Source organism: Pseudomonas juntendi (genome assembly GCF_021560075.1).
GTDB lineage: Bacteria > Pseudomonadota > Gammaproteobacteria > Pseudomonadales > Pseudomonadaceae > Aquipseudomonas > Aquipseudomonas juntendi.
The window spans coordinates 1,908,015-1,928,307 of sequence record NZ_CP091088.1 but is presented as its reverse complement, the minus strand read 5'-3'; the positions used below and the strand labels follow the sequence as shown (position 1 = coordinate 1,928,307).

The window sequence follows — 20,293 nt, the reverse complement described above, 5'->3', positions numbered from 1 at the left end:
CGTGCAGCCTATTTACCGGCGATGGGCCGCGAGGCGGCCCGGTACCTATGCCCTAACCGGCCTTTTCGATACGCCAGATGCCGAATGGTTGGTGCCAAGGTTCGATGCGCATGAACTGGGTCTTGCCGTACCACGACCAGCGGTGGCCATTCATCAGGTCTTCACCCTGGGTTTGGGCGTTGTCATCGAGCCCCAGCTCCCACAGCGGCAGCTCGAAGTGCGCCTCCTGGGCGTTGTGCGGGTCTAGGCTGATTGCCACGAGGATGTAGTTGTCGCGCTCGGGCGTACGCTTGGCGAAGTACAGGATGTTGTCGTTCCAGCAGTTGAAGAACGCGGCGCCGAGGTGGGTTTGCAAGGCCGGGTTCTGCCGGCGGATGCGATTGAGCTGGGCGATTTCGGCAATGATGTTGCCAGGCTGGCTGAAGTCGCGTGGGCGCAGCTGGTATTTCTCCGAGTCCAGGTATTCCTCCTTACCTGGCAACGCGGCGCTTTCGCACAGTTCGAACCCGGAATACATGCCCCACAACCCTGAGCCCATGGTCGCCAATGCCGCACGAATGAGGAAGCCGGCCCGGCCGGAGGTGTGCAGGAAGAACGGGTTGATGTCGGGGGTGTTGACGAAGAAATTGGGGCGGTAGCACTGGCTCCATGGCGGCTGGTTGAGTTGCTCGAAAAATTCGCGCAGCTCTTGTTTGGTGTTGCGCCAGGTGAAGTAGGTGTAGCTTTGCGCATAGCCGACCTTGCCCAGGCGCGCCATCATGGCAGGCTTGGTGAACGCCTCTGCGAGGAAGATGACCTCCGGGTACTGGCTGCGCACATTGGCGATCAGCCATTGCCAGAACGGCAGCGGCTTGGTGTGCGGGTTATCGACGCGGAACGTCTTCACGCCTTCCTCGACCCAGCCCACCACCACATCGCGCAGCGCCAACCAAAGGCTGGGTACTGCTTCGGGGGCATAGAAGTCGACGTTGACGATGTCCTGGTATTTTTTTGGCGGGTTCTCGGCATAGCGGATGGTGCCGTCTGGGCGCCAGCTGAACCAGCCCGGGTGCTGCTTGAGCCAGGGGTGGTCCTGGGAGCACTGGATGGCCAAGTCGAGGGCAATTTCCAGGCCGTGCTCGGCAGCAGCAGCCACCAGGCGGCGGAAGTCTTCACGGCTGCCCAACTGCGGGTGAATCGCTTCGTGGCCACCCTCTGCACTGCCGATGGCATACGGGCTGCCCGGGTCACCCGGCTCGGCCGTGAGCGCATTGTTGCGCCCCTTGCGGTGCTGCAGGCCAATAGGGTGAATGGGCGGGAAGTACAGCACGTCGAAGCCCATGTCACGAATCATCGGCAGCCGCTGGTGCACATCGTTGAAGGTGCCATGGCGCTGCGGGTCATCGGTGATCGAGCGTGGGAACAGTTCGTACCAACTGGCGAACTGCGCAGCCGGCCGGTCCACATCGAGCGGGAAATCGCGGCTGCGGGCCAGGTAGCTGCGGTGCTCGGCCTCGGCCATCAGCCGGGCGGTGCGCGGGTCCAGCAGCAGCGCCACCTGGTCATCACTGCCCACCTCCGCCAGGCGCTGCAGCACGGCCTCAAGCTCGTTGCGCACGGCGCCATCGCACAGGGCAATGCCCTGGCCGAGCATCAGCCGCCCCTCTTCCAGCTCCAGCCTGACCTCGACGCCGGCGTGGTACTTTTTTTCCAGGTCGTGGCAGTACGTGGCGAACGGGTCGATCCAGGCCTGGATGCCGAACAGGTGCGGCCCCAGCTCGGTGGGGGTGAACTCGGCCAGCCACAGGTCGTTGCCCGCCGACTGCATCGGCACCGAGTGCCAGCGCTGGCTGTGCGCCGGGCGCCAGTTGAGCACCACGGCCAGGCGGTCATGTCCATCGCTGTAGACCTTGCTGCTGACGGCAACCGGTTGACCGCTGATGGCCTTGGCGGCGAAGGTGCCGGCGTCGAGCACCGGCTGGGTGTCCTCGATCACGATGCGTGGGGCCAGCAGCGCCTGGGCCAGGCTAATGGCCTGGTCAGGATGATCGTTGGCCATTGGCACGCTTTCAAAAAGCTCGTTTCGTGACATCGACCTTGCTCCCTCAGGCTGGTGGCGGTAAGGGTTCAGAGCCGGGCGCGGGCGTGAGGGTTCAAAAAAAACTGAGCGAATCGCAGCTGGCCGAAGTCCAAGCCTGCAGTACCTCTTCAAACCACCCACGCGAGGTCAGGCCATGAACATTCCAACACCACCGGAAACCCCCGATCCGAACATCGACGACCCGAGCTTGCCGCCGCCCGTGCCGGAGCAAGACCCGGACGAGCTGCCGGTCAAGCCAACCGAACCGCCGACGGTGGGCGACCCGCCGAACCAGGAACCACCGGTGAAAGCCTAAGGGTAGACCAGGTTACCGACCTTGCCGCCTGCAAGGTCGGTGCAGGCGGGCAACTGCCGGTGCGGGTAAACCGGGCAGCCTGGTCCGTCAACCCGCGCCATCGGCACCGAGTTCGGCGATGCTGATCTCGCGCATGCGAAACTTCTGCACCTTACCGGTTACCGTCATCGGGTATTCGTCTACGAAACGGATATGCCGCGGCACCTTGTAGTGGGCTATGCGTGCCTTGCACCAGCATTGCAGTTCTTCGGCGGTGGCCGTGTGGCCAGGGTGCAACTTGACCCATGCGACGATCTGCTCGCCATAACGGCTGCACGGAATACCGATCACCTGGGCGTCCGCCACTGCCGGGTGGGTATAGAAGAATTCTTCCAGCTCGCGCGGGTAGATGTTCTCGCCACCGCGAATGATCATGTCCTTGTTGCGCCCCACGATCCGCACGTAGCCGTGTTCGTCCATTACCGCCAGGTCACCCGAGTGCATCCAGCCGGCCGGGTCGATGGCTGCCGCGGTACCCTCTGGGTTGTCCCAATAGCCGAGCATCACGCTGTAGCCGCGGGTACATAGTTCGCCGATCTCGCCGCGCGGAACGATGCAGCCGTCAGCGTCCACCAGCTTGTTTTCCAGCTGTGGCTGCGTGCGGCCAACGGTGGCAACGCGTAGCTCCAGCTCATCCTCTGGCCCGGTTTGCAGCGAAACCGGGCTGGTTTCGGTCATGCCATAGGCGATTTGCACCTCGGCCATGTGCAACTGGTCGATCACCCGGCGCATCACCTCGATCGGACAAGTCGCCCCTGCCATGATGCCGCTGCGCAGGCTGGAAAGGTCCACCTGGGCGCGTAGCGGGTGGTCGAGCATGGCGATGAACATGGTAGGCACGCCATAGAGAATGCTGGCACGCTCCTCGGCCACGGCACGCAGGGTGAGTTCGGCATCGAAGGCATCGTTGGGGTAGATCATGGTGCTGCCGTGGGTGATGCAACCCAGGTTGGCCATGACCATGCCAAAGCAGTGGTACAGGGGCACCGGGATCACCATGCGGTCGCGCTCGCCCAGGCCCAGGCTTTCGCCGACCATGAAGCCGTTGTTGAGGATGTTGTAGTGGCTCAGCGTGGCGCCCTTGGGTGCACCGGTAGTGCCGGAGGTGTACTGGATATTCACCGGTTGGTCGAACTGCAGCCCGCTTTGGCGGGCCAGGTAGGCTTCGCTCGAGGTTTGCCCGGCCAGCCCGGCCAGGGCTTGCCATGCCAGGAAACCAGCCGGCGGGTTGGCTGCCAGGCTGATGACCCCGCGCAGCTCGGGTAGGCGCTGGCTGGCCAGTGCGCCCGCGGGGGCGCTCGCCAGCTCTGGCACCAGCGCCTGAACCATGGCGTGATAATCGGAGCTTTTGAAAGCATCGGCGCAGACCAGCCAACGGCACCCGGCCTGGCGCAACACGTATTCCAACTCACCCACCCGGTAGGCCGGGTTGATGTTGACCAGGATCGCACCGACCTTGGCACTGGCCAGTTGCAACACGCACCATTCGGCGCAGTTGGGTGACCAAAGGCCCAGCCGGTCGCCGCGGTTCAGGCCCAGCGCCATCAAGGCGCGGGCACACCCGTCGACCTGTTCGGCCAGTTGCCGCCAGCTGTAGCGCAGGCCCTGGTGGCGCGAAACCAGGGCTTGGCCATCGGCGCAACGCGCCACGGTGGCGTCAAAGGCCTGGCCGATGGTCTGGGTCAGCAACGGTTGGTCCTGGCGGCCGCGGGTATAGCTTGGTTGACTCATGGGTGTCCCTTCTTGTGGTTGTTCTGGGCACGGCTGAAGCAAGCGGAGATACTCTGGCGCAGATTTACGTTTACGTAAAGGTGACGATCAGATTGACACCCAGCCCAAGCCAGGTTTACGTTAACGTAAAGGTGATGAACAACACCGATCCTCAGGCGTGAAGCCGAACCCTGTGGGAGCGGGCGTGCCCGCGAATGCGATCATTCAGGAAATGACGGCGGCCCTGCTGATGCGTTCGCGGGCACGCCCGCTCCCACAGGGTCGGCGACAGCTCCATGAGCTACGGTGTAACCCATTTCAAGAACAACAAGGTGCCCCTGCATGCATTACCCCACCCTGAACTTCGCCCTGGGCGAAACCATCGACATGCTCCGTGACCAGGTGCGCACCTTCGTCGCCGCCGAGCTGGCCCCGCGTGCCGCGCAAATCGACCATGACAACCTGTTCCCTGCCGATATGTGGCGCAAGTTCGGCGACATGGGCCTGTTGGGCATCACCGTGTCGGAAGAATATGGCGGCGCCGGCCTCGGCTACCTGGCCCACGTGGTGTCCATGGAGGAAATCAGCCGGGCCTCGGCGTCGGTGGCACTGTCGTACGGTGCCCACTCCAACCTGTGCGTCAACCAGATCAACCGCAACGGCAGCCACGCACAGAAACTCAAGTACCTGCCCAAGCTGATCAGCGGCGAGCACATTGGCGCGCTGGCCATGAGCGAGCCCAATGCCGGCTCCGACGTGGTGTCGATGAAGCTGCGCGCAGAAAAGCGCGGCGACCGCTACGTACTCAATGGCAGCAAGACCTGGATCACCAACGGCCCCGACGCCAATACCTACGTGATCTATGCCAAGACCGACCTGGACAAGGGTGCCCACGGCATTACCGCGTTCATCGTCGAGCGCGACTGGCCAGGCTTCAGCCGCAGCAACAAGTTCGACAAGCTGGGCATGCGCGGCTCCAACACTTGCGAGCTGTTCTTCGACAACGTCGAAGTACCGGAAGACAATATTCTCGGCCAGCTGAACGGCGGCGTACGCGTGTTGATGAGCGGCCTGGACTACGAGCGCGTGGTGTTGTCGGGCGGGCCGACCGGCATCATGCAAAGCTGCATGGACCTGGTGGTGCCGTACATTCACGACCGCAAGCAGTTCGGCCAGAGCATCGGCGAGTTCCAGCTGATCCAGGGCAAGATCGCCGACATGTACACCCAGCTCAATGCCAGCCGCGCCTACCTGTATGCCGTGGCCCAGGCCTGTGACCGTGGCGAGACCACCCGCAAGGACGCTGCCGGGGTCATCCTGTACACCGCCGAGCGGGCTACGCAAATGGCCCTGGAAGCCATCCAGATCCTTGGCGGCAACGGCTATATCAATGAATTCCCGGCTGGCCGCCTGCTGCGCGATGCCAAGCTCTACGAGATCGGTGCCGGCACCAGCGAAATCCGTCGGATGCTGATCGGCCGCGAACTGTTCAACGAGACGCGCTGATCTGCGCCAGGGGTCATGATGATTCTCAAGTCACAGCTCAATACCAAGGCGGCGGATTATGCCCACAGCCATGCCGCCATGGCCGCCCAGGTCCAGGCCCTGCGCGGCCTGCTGGCCCAGGTCGCCCAGGGCGGCGGGCCCAAGGCTCAGGAACGGCACACCTCCCGCGGCAAACTGCTGCCACGCGAGCGCATCGACCGCCTGCTGGACCCGGGCTCGCCGTTCCTCGAGATCGGCCAGTTGGCGGCCCACGAAGTTTACAGCGAGGACGTGCCGGCTGCCGGGGTGATCGCCGGCATCGGCCGCGTAGAAGGCGTGGAATGCATGGTCGTGGCCAACGACGCTACGGTCAAAGGTGGCTCGTACTACCCGCTGACGGTGAAAAAGCACCTGCGTGCGCAGACCATCGCCCAGCAAAACCGCTTGCCGTGCATCTACCTGGTGGACTCGGGCGGTGCCAACCTGCCCCGCCAGGACGAGGTGTTCCCTGACCGCGAGCACTTCGGTCGGATCTTCTTCAACCAGGCCAACATGAGCGCCCAGGGCATCCCGCAGATCGCCGTGGTGATGGGCTCGTGCACTGCCGGTGGTGCCTACGTGCCGGCGATGGCCGACGAAGCGATCATGGTGCGCCAGCAGGCGACCATTTTCCTCGCCGGCCCGCCGCTGGTAAAAGCCGCCACGGGCGAAGTGGTCAGTGCCGAGGACCTGGGCGGGGCCGATGTGCACTGCCGTACCAGTGGCGTGGCCGACCATTACGCCGACAACGACGAACACGCCCTGGCCATTGCCCGGCGCTGCGTGGCCAACCTCAACTGGCACAAGCTGGGCAAGCTGCAACGCCTGGCCCCGGTGGCACCGCTGTACGCCGCCGACGAGCTGTATGGCGTGGTGCCCGCCGATGCCAAGCAGCCGTTCGATGTGCGCGAAGTGATCGCCCGGTTGGTCGACGGCTCGCTGTTCGACGAATTCAAGGCGTTGTTCGGTACCACCCTGGTCTGCGGCTTTGCCCACCTGCATGGCTACCCGGTGGCGATCCTGGCCAACAACGGCATCCTGTTCGCCGAAGCGGCGCAAAAAGGCGCGCACTTCATCGAGCTGGCCTGCCAGCGCGGTATCCCGCTGCTGTTCCTGCAGAACATCACCGGGTTCATGGTGGGCAAGAAGTACGAGGAAGGCGGTATCGCCAAGCATGGCGCCAAGCTGGTGACTGCCGTGGCCTGCGCCCAGGTGCCGAAATTCACGGTGATCATCGGCGGCAGCTTCGGTGCCGGCAACTATGGCATGTGCGGCCGTGCCTACGACCCACGCTTTTTGTGGATGTGGCCGAACGCGCGGATCGGTGTGATGGGCGCCGAGCAGGCCGCCGGTGTGCTGGCCCAGGTCAAGCGCGAGCAAAGCGAGCGCAGTGGCCAGCCGTTCAGTGCCGAAGACGAAGCCAGGCTCAAGCAGCCGATTCTCGACCAGTACGAACAGCAGGGCCACCCCTACTACTCCAGTGCCCGGCTATGGGACGACGGCGTCATCGACCCGGCGCAAACCCGCGACATCCTGGGCCTGGCACTGTCCGCTGCGCTGAACGCGCCGATCGAAGCGAGCCGCTTCGGCATTTTCCGGATGTGACCCCATGAGCGATTTCAGCACCCTCGAAGTGATTCGCGACCCCCGCGGCTTCGCCACCCTGTGGCTTAGCCGCGAGGACAAGAACAACGCGTTCAACGCGCAGATGATCCGCGAGCTGATCGTCGCCATCGATCGCCTGGCCGACGATACCGGCTTGCGCTTCGTACTGTTGCGCGGGCGTGGCCGGCACTTCAGCGCCGGTGCCGACCTGGCCTGGATGCAGCAGTCGGCGCAGCTGGATTTCAACACCAACCTGGATGACGCCCATGAACTGGGCGAACTGATGTACGCCCTGCACCGGCTCAAGGTACCGACCCTGGCCGTGGTCCAAGGTGCGGCGTTTGGCGGCGCACTGGGCCTGATCAGTTGCTGTGACATGGCCATTGGCGCCGAAGACGCCCAGTTGTGCCTGTCGGAAGTGCGCATCGGCCTGGCCCCGGCGGTGATCAGCCCGTTCGTGGTCAAGGCCATCGGCGAGCGTGCCGCGCGCCGCTATGCCCTGACTGCCGAGCGCTTCAGCGGTATACGGGCCCGCGAACTGGGCCTGCTGGCCGAGGTGTACCCCGCCACTGAGCTGGACGCACAGGTGGCGCTATGGGTGAACAACTTGCTGCAGAACGCTCCGCTGGCCCTGCGTGCCACGAAAGAGCTGCTGCGTGAAGTGGACGACGGCGAACTCAGCCCGGCGCTGCGCCGCTACTGCGAGAACACCATCGCCCGTATCCGCGTCAGCGCCGAAGGCCAGGAGGGCCTGCGTGCCTTCCTGGAGAAACGCCCACCCGCCTGGCAAACCGCTGAGACCAAGGAGCCGCGCCCATGAGCCGCCCCGCTTTGACCACCCTGCTGGTCGCCAACCGCGGCGAAATCGCCTGCCGGGTGATGCGCACCGCCAAGGCCATGGGCCTGACCACCGTCGCCGTGCACAGCGCCATCGACCGTGACGCGCGGCATAGCCGCGAGGCAGATATCCGCGTGGACCTGGGCGGCACCAAGGCCGCCGACAGCTACCTGCTGGTCGACAAGCTGCTGGCTGCTGCCAAGGCCAGCGGTGCCCAGGCCATTCACCCAGGCTACGGTTTCCTGTCCGAGAACGCAGGCTTCGCCCGCGCCATCGAGCAGGCGGGGCTGATTTTCCTCGGCCCACCGGCCAGCGCCATCGACGCCATGGGCAGCAAGTCGGCGGCCAAGGCGTTGATGGAGGCCGCCGGGGTGCCCCTGGTGCCCGGTTACCACGGCGAAGCCCAGGACCTCGACACTTTCCGCGACGCGGCCAGGCGCATCGGCTACCCGGTGCTGCTCAAAGCCAGCGCTGGCGGTGGGGGCAAGGGCATGAAGGTGGTCGAGGAGGAAAGCCAGCTGGCCGATGCCCTGGCGTCGGCCCAGCGTGAGGCGCAGGCGTCGTTCGGCGATGCGCGCATGCTGGTGGAGAAGTACGTGCTCAAGCCGCGCCATGTGGAAATCCAGGTGTTCGCCGACCAGCACGGCCATTGCCTGTACCTCAACGAGCGCGATTGCTCGATCCAGCGCCGCCACCAGAAGGTGGTCGAAGAAGCTCCCGCCCCCGGCCTGTCGGCCGAACTGCGCCGGGCCATGGGCGAGGCAGCGGTACGGGCGGCGCAAGCGATTGGCTATGTCGGTGCCGGTACGGTGGAATTCCTGCTCGACGCCCGTGGCGCGTTCTTCTTCATGGAAATGAATACCCGCCTACAGGTGGAGCACCCGGTCACCGAGGCCATTACCGGCCTGGATTTAGTGGCCTGGCAAATTCGTGTGGCGTGCGGTGAGGCCCTGCCGATCACCCAGGAGCAGGTGCCGCTGATCGGCCATGCCATTGAAGTTCGCCTGTACGCCGAGGACCCGGCCAACGAGTTTCTGCCGGCGACCGGCACGCTGGCGCTGTACCGTGAATCGGCAGCTGGCGAAGGCCGGCGGGTGGACAGTGGCGTGAGCGAAGGCGATGCGGTGTCGCCGTTCTACGACCCGATGCTGGGCAAGCTGATTGCCTGGGGCGACAACCGCGAACAGGCACGCCTGCGCTTGCTGGCGATGCTCGACGAATTCGCCATTGGTGGGGTGAAGACCAACCTCGCGTTTCTGCGGCGCATTCTGGCGCACCCGGCGTTCGCCGCGGCGCAACTGGATACCGGCTTCATTGCGCGGCACCAGGCCGCTTTGCTGCCGGCACCCCAGCCGCTGCCGGTCAGTTTCTGGGAGGCCGCAGCCGAAGCCTGGCGGCAGGGCCTGGCCGGGCAGCAGCGCGAAGATGACCCCGGTTCGCCATGGGCCGAGCGCAGCGGCCTGCGCCTGGGCCTGCCCGCGCGCAGTAGCCTGCACTTGGTCAGTGCTGGCCAGGACCACGCTGTGGGCCTGGAGCACAGTGCGGCGCCCACCTGGCAGTTACTGGGCGAGCAGTTGGTGCATGACCACGACGGCGTGCGTCGCCAGCACCTGGCGATGCGCCGCGGGGCTACGTTGTACTTGCAGTGGGGCGGCGAGATGCATGCTATCGAAGCCTTCGACCCGATCGCCGAGGCCGAGGCCAGCCACGGTCACCAGGGCGGCTTGGGCGCCCCCATGAACGGCAGTATCGTGCGGGTGCTGGTGGCGCCGGGGCAGCGGGTGGAAGCCGGTACCGCGCTGGTGGTGTTGGAGGCCATGAAAATGGAGCACAGCATTCGCGCGCCTCATGATGGCACGGTGAACGCGTTGTTCTGCCAGGAAGGGGATATGGTCAGCGAAGGGACGGTGCTGGTCGAATTGGCGGAGTGAGTTGGCTGGGGGTTGAGTGTTCGCCATACCCTTTGCAGCGCCTGTGAGACCGAGCGCCGCCCGCGCGGCGCATCGCGAGCTGCGCTCGCTCCTACGTTTGTTTCGGGCCAGTTATGCCTGGGGGATTTGCGCGCGCCCCCTTGGGGCATGGCACGATACCGCGCCGTACGAACAAGGCGGTCGCGCGCGCCTGTCACAGGCCATACTGGCCTGAAACAAACGTAGGAGCGAGCGCAGCTCGCGATGCGCCGCGCGGGCGGCGCTCGATTTCACAGGCGCCACACTGATCAAGCCCTACGCTCACCAGCCGCACAACCACCCCCAGAAATTCACAACCGGTCGCATGCGCTGGCCCAGGGCAGCCTGGCCCGAAGCAGATGTGGGAGCCGGCTTGCCGGCGATGCTTTGCAGCGCCTGTGAGATCGAGCGCCGCCCGCGCGGCGCATCGCGAGCTGCGCTCGCTCCTACGTTTGTTTCGGGCCAGTTATGCCTGGGGGGATTTGCGCGCGCCCCCTTGGGGCATGGCACGATACCGCGCCGTACGAACAAGGCGGTCGCGCGCGCCTGTCACAGGCCATACTGGCCTGAAACAAACGTAGGAGCGAGCGCAGCTCGCGATGCGCCGCGCGGGCGGCGCTCGATTTCACAGGCGCCATACTGATCAAGCCCTACGCTCACCAGCCTCACAACAACCTCAAAACACCTAGAAGGAGCCATGCACCCGCACAACCACCCCCAAGAACTCGCAGCCTTCCTCGCACAACAAGGCCGGGTAATTACTGTTCAATGCCTTCAGATACCGCTGCCCACCCTCCTCGGCCAATTCACGAAAAATCGCCGGTTTACCTGGCTGACGCGCAATCACCAGACGCCCAGGTACAGCTTGCGCCCCAGGGTCCACCAGCATTCGCATGCCCTGCGGCACACTGCGGCCACTGATAGCACTCATCGCATCATTTTCCACCGTCAGCCAGAACGCCTTCCCCTGAGCCAGGTAATCGGTCTGCTCGAACTCAGCAGGCTCCGCGATCTGGGCACCACCTAGCTGATCCCAACTCAACACCGGATAGCGGAAACATACGATGTATTGCATCAGGTCCAGGTCATCATCATCGTCATCCACCTCGTAGGCACCGCGCTCCTCGCCGACCTGGCCCTGAACGCGCAACTGCAAGCTGACGTGGTAATGAGGCATGCCAATCTCGACGAACGTGCGGTTCATCGACTCGATCTTCGGCTGACGCCTTTTGTTCACCCAATGCCCCACGCTGCCTTGAGACACGCCAACGCGCTCGGCAAGCTGCTCTTGGGTAAGCCCTAGCTCCTCCATCCGGTCACGGACGAGGGCAATCCATTTATCCATATTCATCGCTGGCACGATACGGACTGCCTTCTGGCGCTCAATAAACATTCAGTATTATTTCTTGGTGGCAATTCAAATACTACAGGTATTAGTATCGGCCTGATCCCTTTCCTTACTGGCATTAGCAGGTATCAGGATGAAACTACCGAAAAACGACGAAACAGATCTCGACAGCGAAGCCGCCCGCCGCGCCCTCGACTACTACCTCAACCCCAACCCGCCACGCCCGACGCTGGACAACAAGATCTGGACCCTGCACGAAGGCGTGACCAGCGAGCAGGCCCAGGAACACGCCATCGCCCTGCTGCGCTGCGCTGCGGCCACCGCTCAGGAAACCGCCACGCACCAGCACGGCAGCCAGCGCGAGCTGACCTTCGCGCTGATGCACATGATGGACATGGCACGCGCGCTGCTGGAGCACAAGCAACATGAAGACCGGGGTTTGTAAACGGAAGGGAGAGCACGTGATGGCCGCGTAACGGCAAAGGCCCCGATTGCCGGGACAAGGAAGCGCACCGGTAAAACTTTTTTACCGGAATGATGAAAATTCATTTGACTGGCAAATGATAACGATTATTATTGCACTCAGCTGATCGCGAGATCTGCTGGATAACCTGAAAGCTTAGGTCGCTTTCAGATTATCTCCTCATCAGGCTAATCACGGTTTTTGACCCGGCTTTTTGCCGGGTCTTTTTTTTGGCTCTTCAGGCTAATGAAGATCGTGATGGCGCGCATGGTAGCAAATGTGTTTCAGGGCGTGAACGCTCATTACAAAACTTTGCGCAATCAGCACTTGAGAATCAATCTCGTTTCGCCTACGCTGAAAACGCATCACGGAAGATACCCCCACCCCTTCCCCTTTGTAGCGCAAGGAGCCGGTCATGACCCGTCTGCTGCTGCCCCTCGAACACCCCACCGCGGTCAATGAGCCTGATGCCGACAATGCCCTGCTGCACGCGCTGAAGCGGCTGCCACGCCGGGTGCAGCAAGTGATGCTGCTGAGCCGCCTCGACCAGCTGGACTTCGCCAGCATTGCCACCCGCCTTGACCTGCCACTGGCCACTGTCGAACGCAACATGGACCAGGCCCTGATGGCCGGGCGCCCGCGCCGGGACGTGCTGGCAAGCGTGGCCAGCCAATGGTACGTGCGCTTGCAGAGCCCCCAGGTGACCGCATGCGAGCGCATCGACTTCCGCCGCTGGCTGGACGCAGATGCCGCGAACTTACAGGCGTTTCACCAAACGGAATTACGCTGGCGCAGCCTGCTGGCGCCGGCGCGCCAGCTTGGCCAGGATGGTTGGTACCGGCAAGGCCGGGCGGCGCTGTCGCTAGGCGGCTGCTCGGTAGCGGTCGGGGCTGGCCTGGCGGCGTTACTGGTGTGGGCGTGGTGCAGCTGATGCCCGCTGCCGGTTCACTTCAGGCCCGCCGCCGCAGCCCCTCTGAAGCCTGCCCCCTCAGCCCATTACGCTGCCAATGAAATTCGCCAGCTCCGCCGTACGCGGCGCGGCGAATACATCACGTGGGTGACCGGTTTCGTGAACCTTGCCGTGGTGCATGAACACCAGCTTGTCACCCACTTCCCGGGCAAAGCGCATTTCATGGGTCACCATGATCAAGGTCATGCCTTCCTTGGCCAATTGCCGCACAACGCCGAGCACTTCGTTGACCAGTTCCGGGTCGAGCGCCGAGGTGATCTCGTCGCACAGCAAAACCTTGGGCGACATCGCCAGGGCGCGGGCGATAGCCACCCGTTGCTGCTGCCCGCCAGAGAGGCGGTCCGGGTAGGCGTCGAACTTGTCGCCCAGGCCAACCCTGGCCAGCATTTGCTCAGCCAGTTGGCGGGCCTGGGCCTTGCTCGTCTTCTTCACCACCTGCGGCGCGAGCATGACGTTCTCGCCCACCGTCAGGTGCGGGAACAGGTTGAACTGCTGGAACACCATGCCGACTTTCTGCCGCAGCGTGCGCAGGTCGGCGCGCGCGGCATCCAGGTACTCGCCATCCACTTCGATCACGCCGTCACTGATCGACTCCAGGCCGTTGAGCGTACGCAGGAAGGTACTTTTGCCGGAACCGCTACGGCCGATGATGGCGACCACCTCACCCTCTTCGATGCTCAGGTCTACGCCCTTGAGCACGTGGTTGTCGCCATAGTACTTGTGCAACGCGGACACTCTAAGCAGGGGCATGCAGCCTCCTTTCCAGGTAACGGGCGCTCAGCGAGAGCGGGTAGCAGAGCATGAAATAACCCACGGCCACCAAGCCGTAGATCAGGAAGGGCTCGAAGGTGGCGTTGGCGAGCATGCCGCCGGTCTTGGTCAGCTCGGTGAAGCCGATGATCGAAGTGACCGCCGTGCCTTTGACCACCTGCACCGAGAAACCGACGGTAGGTGCCACGGCAATCCGCAGCGCCTGGGGCAGGATCACGTAACGCATTTGCTCCAGCCGGGTCATGGCCAGGCTGCCGGAGGCTTCCCACTGGCCACGTGGCAGCTCGAGAGCGTGACAGGGCCATATAAATCAATCAAATGCAAATATCGAAGCAATTGTTGCGAATGGGGAATTAATAGCGGCTATTTACAGCGTTTCCCTAGTGTCTGCATCCGATCAGGGCAGGCTTTCACTGCATGGCCTTTTGACGCTATTTTGCTGAGGTGCCGCTTTACGTCAGGCGCTTGAACATCATAGGAATACCGTCATGCGCACCATTTGGTTCTTGTTACTCCCGGGCACACACATTCTGGACCTCGGCGGGCCGCTGCAGATCATGGCCAGCCTGGAAGAGCTCCGGTTGGCGCCGGTCAGCGTCCGTTGCATCGCAGCCAGACAACAGATGAGCAGCTATCAAGGTGTGACCTTGAGCGGCTTGCATCCCCTGCCCGAACAGCTTTCGCCCGAAGATATGCTGTTCGTGGTCGGCAACAAGCTGTCTACCAGCCCCAGCGACGCTGCGACCATGGCCGCAACCGCGCAGTGGCTGGCGAACGTGATGGGGCAAACCCCAGACGTGCAACTGTGTTCCATCTGCACCGGCGCGTTCCTGCTGGGCGAAGCCGGGCTGCTGAACGGCCGTGAATGCACCACCCATCACCGCTATGTCGGCTTGCTGCAGGCACGCTACCCAAAAGCCAAGGTGCTGGAAAATCGCCTTTTCGTGGAGGACGACGGTGTGTTCACCTCGGCGGGCGTGTCCAGCGGTACCGACCTGGCCTTGCATATCGTGTCGCTGCACTTCGGCAAAGCCGTGGCCAACCAGGTGGCCCAGGAACTGGTGATCTACCGTCGCCGTGCTGGCGAAGATGCGCAACTGCGCGCGGCCGACCTGGCACGCAACCACATCCACCCGCTGGTACACGCGGCCCAGGACTATATCGACACGCACCTGGGCAGCAGTTTCAGCTTCGAACAACTGGCCAGCCAGTTCAATGTCAGCTACCGGCACCTGGCACGCCTGTTTCGCGAGAACACGGGGCAAACCCTGCAGGACTACCTGCGCGCCCAACGCATCGACCTGGCCCGTGACCTGTTACGCGGCAGCCGCCTGAATGTGGAACAAATCGCCGAACGTTGCGGTTACGGCAGCAGCCATGCCTTTCGCCTGGCCTGGCGGCGGGAAATGCCGCAACCGCCGCTGCAGTTTCGCAGCGTGATCACCCAGGACAACACCTAGTATCAGCGACCACTGACGGTGGGCGTGGCGAAACTGTCTGTGAAAAACGCTACCACAGCCTTGCGCGACGCCTCCCGGGCTGTTGGGTCCGGTGCCGAACGCCCCAAGCCGCCCTGGCCACGGTGCAGGAACGGGTCCTTGTATTCCTGCGCGGCTTCCAGGCCATTGAAGCCATGCTCGGCACCGGGGTAGACCAGCACCTTTGCCCGTGCCTGGTCTTCGGCTGGCAGGCTTGCAACCAGTTTGGTGCAAGCCTTGGGGTCATCATCGTACTGGTCCTTTTCACCGACCAGCACCAGCAGGCGGGCCGGCGCCAGGTGCTTCAAGTCATAGCCTGGCACACGGTTGTATCCCCAGCACACGGGATAGAACGCTGCCAAGGCTACGGGGCGCACCCCAGAGGCCTGTTGCAACTCATCGTCGATGGACGCAGACGCGGCGAGCATGGCCTGGGCGCCACCCCATGAAAACCCGAGCACCCCTACCCGCTCGCTATCGACCCCTGGCTGATTGGCCAGATAAGACAAGGCGCCCGCCAGGTCCGGCAAGGTATCGTGAACCCGGGGCGGCCGCCCCTGTGCGCCGCCAGCCAGCCGGCGCGCGCCCCACATGTCCAGTTCCAGCGTGGCGATGCCGCGGGCATTGAGGTCGGCCGCGTGCAACGGCCCGCGTGAGTCCATCCCCGCCGAGCCGTGCAATAGCACCACAGCCGGTGCTGGCCCGGCCTGGTTGGCCGGCATGGAGAGCACCGCTGGCACCCTGATCGGTTTCAGTTTGCCGGCAGAAGGCAGGGGCTGGCTGTAGAACGAAACGAGCCGCTTGCTGACGCTGGCCACAGTCTCGCCAGCGTCGGATGCAACCTCAGCCTGGGCCGCTGCCAACGGCAGCGCACACCCCAATAACAGGCTGATGGCCAATTTTTTATACATTTAACGACTCCTGAACGCCCCAAAGGGCTTTTATTGCTGCTGTTTCACAAAGAACGGACGCCCGTCTCAGCCGCACATCGCCATCGCTGCCACACCCTCGATGGGCCAGCGGCCAAGCGCCAACGGGTCCAGCACCACCATTGCGATCAGCACACAGCACCCCAAGCCGAACGCCACGGCATAACCGCGCACTTGCCGGGCGGTGCACGCGCCATACACCGCGACCAGAGCGAGCAATTGCATGCCCACGGCAAACACCCCAATGGAGAACCCGGAAGCGAGCAGTTCAGCCATTGGCGACCACACTGCGGGGGCGGCCCGACGCTGCCTGTACCGCGGGTTGGAAGGCCACGGCATCGAAGGCCTGTTGCAGGTCGGCCTTGATATCGCTCACCCGCTCCAGGCCGACGCACAGCCTGATCAACCCGTCGGAAATGCCGGCGTGGCGCCGCGCTTGCGCATCCAGGCGGCCATGGGTGGTGCTGGCCGGGTGCGTGACCATGCTGCGGGTATCACCAATATTGGTGCAGCGCGCCACGCACTGCAGTTGATCGATCCATTGCCAGGCCGCTGCCTGGCCGCCGAAGATCTCGAAACTCAGCAAGCCGCCATGGCCATCCTGTTGCCTGCACGCCAAGGCATGCTGAGGGTGTTGCGCCAGGCCGGTGTAATGCACAGCGCTCACCAGGGGTTGTTCGCCAAGCCACTGGGCCAGCTCCAGGGCGCCCTGTTGCACCCGCAGCATGCGGATTTCGAGGGTTTCCAGGCTTTTCAGCAACAACCAGGCATTGAACGGGCTGCAGGAAATACCCAACGTGCGCAACACGCCCCTCAACACCTGCATCAGGCTCTTGGAACCGGTCACTACACCGGCCAGCGCACGCCCCTGGCCGTCCATGTACTTGCCCGCCGAATGGATGACCAAGTCCGCACCCAGGCTGTGCGGGCGCTGGAGCACCGGCGTCAACAGGGTGTTGTCCACCACGACCAGCGCATCCTTGGCGTGCGCCAGAAGGCTGATGGCACGGATGTCACCAATTTTCAGCAGCGGATTGGAGGGGGATTCCAGCACCACCAGGCGGGTCTTGTCGTCGATCGCCTGCTGCCACTGGCCCAGGTCGGTAAGGTCGACGAACCGCGCCTCGATGCCGAACCGCGCCATGTAAACGCTGAAGGCACTGGCGGTGGTACCGAACACATCGCGGCTGCAGACAATGTTGTCACCCTGCTGCAGGAACCCATGGCACAGCGCGGTGAACGCGCCCATCCCGGAAGCGAACGCCACCGCATCTTCGGCTTGTTCGAGCGCCGCCACGCGGCCTTCGAAGGCTTGCACCGTGGGGTTGGTGAAGCGGCTGTACACATTACCCTGCTGTTGCCCGCTGAAACGTTCTGCAGCCTCTTGCGCCGACGCAAAGGTATAAGCAGACGTCATGGCCAATGGCTCGCAGAAAACATCGGACAAATCGCTGACCCGATTGCTGTGCAGCGCCGAAGTTGCGTCAAAGCCGTCCAGGCCAATCGCAGACGATTGCATGGTGCATCTCCTTGTTTGCATTGAACAATGCGCAGTTGATCGGGGGCTATTCCGCTTCAGCCACTGGCGGGGCCGAGGCTTCTGCGGCCACGCGTGCCGAAACCAGCCACAGGGAAGCCAGTGCAGCCATCACGGTGGCCGTCGCCAGGCCAACCAGGGTCAACTGGTAGCTTTGATGCCGGTCGAAATCCAGGGCGCCGAGCTGTGTGGCCAGCAACGCACCCAGCTGGTGTACAAGGAACAGCAGGCCAAACACCTTGCCTTTGATTTCGGCGCCATACAGGGCAAAGCAGAATGCTGACGTGAGCACCACCGTACCCAGGTAACTGGCACCGAACAGCACCGCAAACAGGTAGGTACCCAGCGGCCCAGGTGTGGTCAGCAGGACGATCACCGCCGCCGTACGCAGCAGGTAGAACATCATCAGCAGCAGCCCTTTGTTGTAACGGGTAGCCAGCCACCCAGCCATCAGGCCACTGACCAGTTCCAGCACACCCAGCAAGCTCAGGCCGCTGGCCTGTACCGAGCTAGGCAGCCCCTCGCCCTGCCAGAACGACACCAGGTGCACGTCGATGAACGCCATGGTGGCCCCACAGCTGGCGAAGCTGAGGGCCAATACGAAGAACCGCGAATCACGCCACAGAAACGCGACCGAGTGCTTGACCAGCGCCGCCTGCGGGTCGGGCTTGAGCGCAACGGTGCGCGCCACCCAGTACAGCGCCAGGCTCAACGGCACCAGGAAGATCAGGCCGACCCAGGAGAACACCGGCTGCCAGCCCACGCGCTGCTGCAGCATGATCCACAGCGGCGACAGCACGATGAAGCCGATCGACGTGCCATTGGTCACGAAAGCGAAGGCGAAGGCCTTGAAACGCTCTGCGACCAGGCGATCGACCAGAATGCCCATGGGTACGTAGGTCATCGCGGCAAGGGCGAAGGCACCCAGCAGGCCATACAACAGGGTGAACAGCATCAGCTGGCTGCCGACCAAGGTCACCCCCAGCAGCACCACCCCTGCACTTACGCTGCCCGGGGCAACCGTGCTCAGCGGCCCAACCCGGTCGCTCAGCCAACCCACCACCGGCGACACCAGGCCAATGGTCAGCACGAACAAAGAACCTGCCGTGGCCAAGGCTGCACGCCCGCCACCAAAGTGCGTGGCCAGGTCGACGAAGTACACTTGGTACAGCCCTTTCAGGGCGCTGGACAGGAACATCACCACGAAGCCGACTACCAGCACCGAGACGATCAGGGTTGAGCTGAATTTCTGTTTCATGGCCAATCCTCTGCGCGGGGTATTACACCGCTTCGGCCTGGGGAGCCCGGCAATACACCTGGTACATGTTTTCGTACATCGCGTAGAACAGCTGGCAGGTGTGATCTACCGCTTGCAACGCCTCTTGTTGCATCTGGGCCGTGGTGCACAGCTGCGAAACCAGATCCAGGCCTTCGTTGACGTGGCCAACGTCTTCCTTCTGGTGCACGGAGAAGAACAGCAAGTCGTGCTCGGTCAGGCCGTACGCCCGGCCGAGCAGCACGTGACGTGCATCACCGGCAACGGTCTCGAGGTTTTGCCCCTCGCTGGCGATCATCACCGCGGCAGCCCCCACGTGGTAACGCGCCGGGTCACGTACCGCCTGCAGGCGGTAGTCGATCAGCTCCCAGGTGGCCGGCAGCGGTTGCTCGGCATCACGCTCGGCATCGCTGATGCCCAGTGCACGCAAGAAATTCTGCATGAGCACCACATGGTTATCGGTACGCGAGAGCCGCCCGGTCTCCTCCTCGAAGCAGTTGGTGATCAGCGCGCGCTTGTGGGCAGGCAGCGGGCAATGGAAGAACAGGTGCTCGACATAAGTCAGGAAGTACTTGGTGAGTTGGTAACCTTGCAACGCGACCTTGCGCAGCAGCGGCTTGTTGCCTTCAGGTGAAAGCAGGGCTTCGAAGATCGGGTGAGACAGCGTCAGGTGGTGGTGCAGTTTCTGTTCCAGCTGATCGCGAAAGGCTGCAGTCGACAAGGCCATGGTGGCGTTCCTTGAATGATGGAAAAGGGGGCCCTTGGCGGCGATGGCCGCAGGCGAAGGATTGAGGGCGCTTCAGCTCAGGTTGAGTCGCTGGGCCAGGCTTTGTACTGACTGGGCCATGTAGTGGCCGCGGTGCTTCACACCGTTGACCCGCGCGTAGTCGTCGAGCACGCCGTAGGTCTGAAACCCGAAACGTTGCCATAGGCGGTGGGCACGGGTGCCTTCGCGTACGTCCAAGGTCAGCAGTTCGATACCCTTCGCCTGGCACAGCCGCACGATTTCCGCGAAGGCCCGGGCCACCAGCCCGGAGCCCCGGTAGTCTGGGTGTACCACGCCTTTGCTCAGGTCAGCGATATGGCGGCAGTTGGGCATGCTGCTACGGGACAGGATGACCAGGCACGCCGCGCCGGCAGGTGCACGGCCGAGCAAAGCGTAGGTATGCCCGCCCTCGATACGTGCCTGCAACGCCGCGGCGAAATCGACACCCTGGTCGACCGACATCGCCTGCTCGTAGCCCAGCACCCCGCCATCCTCAACCGTGCTGTTGATGAGCGTCATGATGTCCAGTGCAACAGTACGGTCAGCCCGTTGTAGCCATTGCAACTGCGCCTCGGTGGAAACTTGTGGCGCCAAGGAGAGGGAGGTGTTCATGGTGAAATCCCGTGTACGTTCAGGCAGGGATTTAACCGTTTAGGTGTAACGTGGAGTAAGCAGGCAATCGGACAGAAAACGGAAAGATAGTGACAACCCTCAA

General features: G+C 63.4%; 18 protein-coding genes and 1 pseudogene. 8 read left to right on the top strand and 11 right to left on the bottom strand.

What is annotated here, in order from left to right; genetic code table 11:
• Positions 1-52: 52 nt before the first annotated feature.
• Complete coding sequence (locus tag L1P09_RS08970) at positions 53-2,071, bottom strand: alpha-1,4-glucan--maltose-1-phosphate maltosyltransferase (RefSeq protein WP_235768733.1); 2,019 nt, start codon at positions 2,069-2,071, stop codon at positions 53-55.
• Between the two features lie 142 nt (positions 2,072-2,213).
• Here L1P09_RS08970 and L1P09_RS08965 point away from each other — a divergent pair, with 142 nt between their 5' ends.
• The gene (locus tag L1P09_RS08965) at positions 2,214-2,375 is read left to right on the top strand and encodes a hypothetical protein (protein ID WP_009686375.1); all 162 of its coding nucleotides are present in this window, start codon (positions 2,214-2,216) and stop codon (positions 2,373-2,375) included.
• Positions 2,376-2,462: 87 nt separating this feature from the next.
• Here the strand turns inward: L1P09_RS08965 and L1P09_RS08960 are convergent, their stop codons facing one another.
• Positions 2,463-4,145 carry an AMP-binding protein gene (locus L1P09_RS08960; protein WP_235768732.1) on the bottom strand — a complete coding sequence of 561 codons (1,683 nt, stop codon included), beginning with the start codon at positions 4,143-4,145 and terminating at the stop codon, positions 2,463-2,465.
• A gap of 321 nt (positions 4,146-4,466) precedes the next feature.
• On the opposite strand from L1P09_RS08960, the gene L1P09_RS08955 reads away from it, so the two are divergent.
• Genes L1P09_RS08955 through L1P09_RS08940 form a run of 4 tightly spaced genes read left to right on the top strand, consistent with a single transcriptional unit; the run spans position 4,467 to position 10,022 of the window.
• Positions 4,467-5,630, top strand: a complete 1,164-nt coding sequence (locus tag L1P09_RS08955; protein ID WP_054904823.1) for an isovaleryl-CoA dehydrogenase — start codon at positions 4,467-4,469, stop codon at positions 5,628-5,630.
• Between the two features lie 15 nt (positions 5,631-5,645).
• The gene (locus L1P09_RS08950; protein ID WP_235768731.1) at positions 5,646-7,253 is read left to right on the top strand and encodes a carboxyl transferase domain-containing protein; all 1,608 of its coding nucleotides are present in this window, start codon (positions 5,646-5,648) and stop codon (positions 7,251-7,253) included.
• A gap of 4 nt (positions 7,254-7,257) precedes the next feature.
• Entirely contained in the window at positions 7,258-8,073 is an 816-nt protein-coding gene (locus L1P09_RS08945) for a gamma-carboxygeranoyl-CoA hydratase (protein WP_009686371.1), read from the top strand.
• Entirely contained in the window at positions 8,070-10,022 is a 1,953-nt protein-coding gene (locus L1P09_RS08940) for an acetyl/propionyl/methylcrotonyl-CoA carboxylase subunit alpha (RefSeq protein ID WP_235768730.1), read from the top strand. The genes L1P09_RS08945 and L1P09_RS08940 overlap by 4 nt, the downstream gene beginning before the upstream one ends.
• 703 nt (positions 10,023-10,725) lie before the next feature.
• Here L1P09_RS08940 and L1P09_RS08935 read toward each other — a convergent pair.
• The gene (locus L1P09_RS08935) at positions 10,726-11,433 is read right to left on the bottom strand and encodes a LexA family transcriptional regulator (RefSeq protein ID WP_054905696.1); all 708 of its coding nucleotides are present in this window, start codon (positions 11,431-11,433) and stop codon (positions 10,726-10,728) included.
• Between the two features lie 88 nt (positions 11,434-11,521).
• On the opposite strand from L1P09_RS08935, the gene L1P09_RS08930 reads away from it, so the two are divergent.
• Complete coding sequence (locus L1P09_RS08930) at positions 11,522-11,833, top strand: DUF6124 family protein (RefSeq protein ID WP_054905697.1); 312 nt, start codon at positions 11,522-11,524, stop codon at positions 11,831-11,833.
• A gap of 433 nt (positions 11,834-12,266) precedes the next feature.
• Positions 12,267-12,782, top strand: coding sequence for a DUF4880 domain-containing protein (locus L1P09_RS08925; protein ID WP_054905698.1), 516 nt, complete (start codon positions 12,267-12,269; stop codon positions 12,780-12,782).
• 57 nt (positions 12,783-12,839) lie between these two features.
• Here the strand turns inward: L1P09_RS08925 and L1P09_RS08920 are convergent, their stop codons facing one another.
• Positions 12,840-13,571 (bottom strand): amino acid ABC transporter ATP-binding protein, encoded by a 732-nt coding sequence (locus L1P09_RS08920; RefSeq protein WP_009686366.1) that lies wholly within the window; start codon positions 13,569-13,571, stop codon positions 12,840-12,842.
• Positions 13,558-13,872: pseudogene (locus L1P09_RS08915) on the bottom strand (ABC transporter permease subunit); the annotation flags it as partial. The gene L1P09_RS08920 and the pseudogene L1P09_RS08915, both read right to left, overlap by 14 nt.
• Positions 13,873-14,080: 208 nt before the next feature.
• Between L1P09_RS08915 and L1P09_RS08910 the strand changes: the two are divergent.
• Positions 14,081-15,052, top strand: coding sequence for a GlxA family transcriptional regulator (locus L1P09_RS08910; protein ID WP_235768729.1), 972 nt, complete (start codon positions 14,081-14,083; stop codon positions 15,050-15,052).
• A 2-nt stretch (positions 15,053-15,054) separates the two neighbouring features.
• Here the strand turns inward: L1P09_RS08910 and L1P09_RS08905 are convergent, their stop codons facing one another.
• The 6 genes from L1P09_RS08905 to L1P09_RS08880 form a co-directional block, all read right to left on the bottom strand.
• Positions 15,055-15,981, bottom strand: coding sequence for a dienelactone hydrolase family protein (locus L1P09_RS08905; RefSeq protein ID WP_235768728.1), 927 nt, complete (start codon positions 15,979-15,981; stop codon positions 15,055-15,057).
• A 66-nt stretch (positions 15,982-16,047) separates the two neighbouring features.
• Positions 16,048-16,275: a hypothetical protein gene (locus tag L1P09_RS08900; protein ID WP_029887440.1), complete on the bottom strand. Its 228-nt coding sequence runs from the start codon at positions 16,273-16,275 to the stop codon at positions 16,048-16,050.
• Entirely contained in the window at positions 16,268-17,518 is a 1,251-nt protein-coding gene (locus L1P09_RS08895; protein ID WP_054905704.1) for an aminotransferase class I/II-fold pyridoxal phosphate-dependent enzyme, read from the bottom strand. The genes L1P09_RS08900 and L1P09_RS08895 overlap by 8 nt, the downstream gene beginning before the upstream one ends.
• Positions 17,519-17,564: 46 nt before the next feature.
• On the bottom strand, positions 17,565-18,794 hold the full coding sequence (locus tag L1P09_RS08890; RefSeq protein ID WP_235768727.1) for an MFS transporter: 1,230 nt from the start codon (positions 18,792-18,794) through the stop codon (positions 17,565-17,567).
• A gap of 22 nt (positions 18,795-18,816) precedes the next feature.
• On the bottom strand, positions 18,817-19,539 hold the full coding sequence (locus tag L1P09_RS08885; protein ID WP_009686353.1) for a TenA family transcriptional regulator: 723 nt from the start codon (positions 19,537-19,539) through the stop codon (positions 18,817-18,819).
• 72 nt (positions 19,540-19,611) lie between these two features.
• Positions 19,612-20,190, bottom strand: coding sequence for a GNAT family N-acetyltransferase (locus tag L1P09_RS08880; RefSeq protein ID WP_054905706.1), 579 nt, complete (start codon positions 20,188-20,190; stop codon positions 19,612-19,614).
• Positions 20,191-20,293 lie beyond the last annotated feature (103 nt).

Excerpts from the sequence above, each read along its gene's own strand:
- L1P09_RS08940 (WP_235768730.1), top strand. The coding sequence starts at position 8,070 with ATGAGCCGCCCCGCTTTGACCACCCTGCTGGTCGCCAACCGCGGCGAA.
- L1P09_RS08970 (WP_235768733.1), bottom strand. The coding sequence starts at position 2,071 with ATGTCACGAAACGAGCTTTTTGAAAGCGTGCCAATGGCCAACGATCAT.
- L1P09_RS08885 (WP_009686353.1), bottom strand. The coding sequence starts at position 19,539 with ATGGCCTTGTCGACTGCAGCCTTTCGCGATCAGCTGGAACAGAAACTG.
- L1P09_RS08945 (WP_009686371.1), top strand. The coding sequence starts at position 7,258 with ATGAGCGATTTCAGCACCCTCGAAGTGATTCGCGACCCCCGCGGCTTC.
- L1P09_RS08895 (WP_054905704.1), bottom strand. The coding sequence starts at position 17,518 with ATGCAATCGTCTGCGATTGGCCTGGACGGCTTTGACGCAACTTCGGCG.
- L1P09_RS08965 (WP_009686375.1), top strand. The coding sequence starts at position 2,214 with ATGAACATTCCAACACCACCGGAAACCCCCGATCCGAACATCGACGAC.
- L1P09_RS08910 (WP_235768729.1), top strand. The coding sequence starts at position 14,081 with ATGCGCACCATTTGGTTCTTGTTACTCCCGGGCACACACATTCTGGAC.
- L1P09_RS08930 (WP_054905697.1), top strand. The coding sequence starts at position 11,522 with ATGAAACTACCGAAAAACGACGAAACAGATCTCGACAGCGAAGCCGCC.
- L1P09_RS08900 (WP_029887440.1), bottom strand. The coding sequence starts at position 16,275 with ATGGCTGAACTGCTCGCTTCCGGGTTCTCCATTGGGGTGTTTGCCGTG.
- L1P09_RS08950 (WP_235768731.1), top strand. The coding sequence starts at position 5,646 with ATGATGATTCTCAAGTCACAGCTCAATACCAAGGCGGCGGATTATGCC.
- L1P09_RS08925 (WP_054905698.1), top strand. The coding sequence starts at position 12,267 with ATGACCCGTCTGCTGCTGCCCCTCGAACACCCCACCGCGGTCAATGAG.
- L1P09_RS08890 (WP_235768727.1), bottom strand. The coding sequence starts at position 18,794 with ATGAAACAGAAATTCAGCTCAACCCTGATCGTCTCGGTGCTGGTAGTC.
- L1P09_RS08955 (WP_054904823.1), top strand. The coding sequence starts at position 4,467 with ATGCATTACCCCACCCTGAACTTCGCCCTGGGCGAAACCATCGACATG.
- L1P09_RS08935 (WP_054905696.1), bottom strand. The coding sequence starts at position 11,433 with ATGTTTATTGAGCGCCAGAAGGCAGTCCGTATCGTGCCAGCGATGAAT.
- L1P09_RS08905 (WP_235768728.1), bottom strand. The coding sequence starts at position 15,981 with ATGTATAAAAAATTGGCCATCAGCCTGTTATTGGGGTGTGCGCTGCCG.
- L1P09_RS08960 (WP_235768732.1), bottom strand. The coding sequence starts at position 4,145 with ATGAGTCAACCAAGCTATACCCGCGGCCGCCAGGACCAACCGTTGCTG.
- L1P09_RS08920 (WP_009686366.1), bottom strand. The coding sequence starts at position 13,571 with ATGCCCCTGCTTAGAGTGTCCGCGTTGCACAAGTACTATGGCGACAAC.
- L1P09_RS08880 (WP_054905706.1), bottom strand. The coding sequence starts at position 20,190 with ATGAACACCTCCCTCTCCTTGGCGCCACAAGTTTCCACCGAGGCGCAG.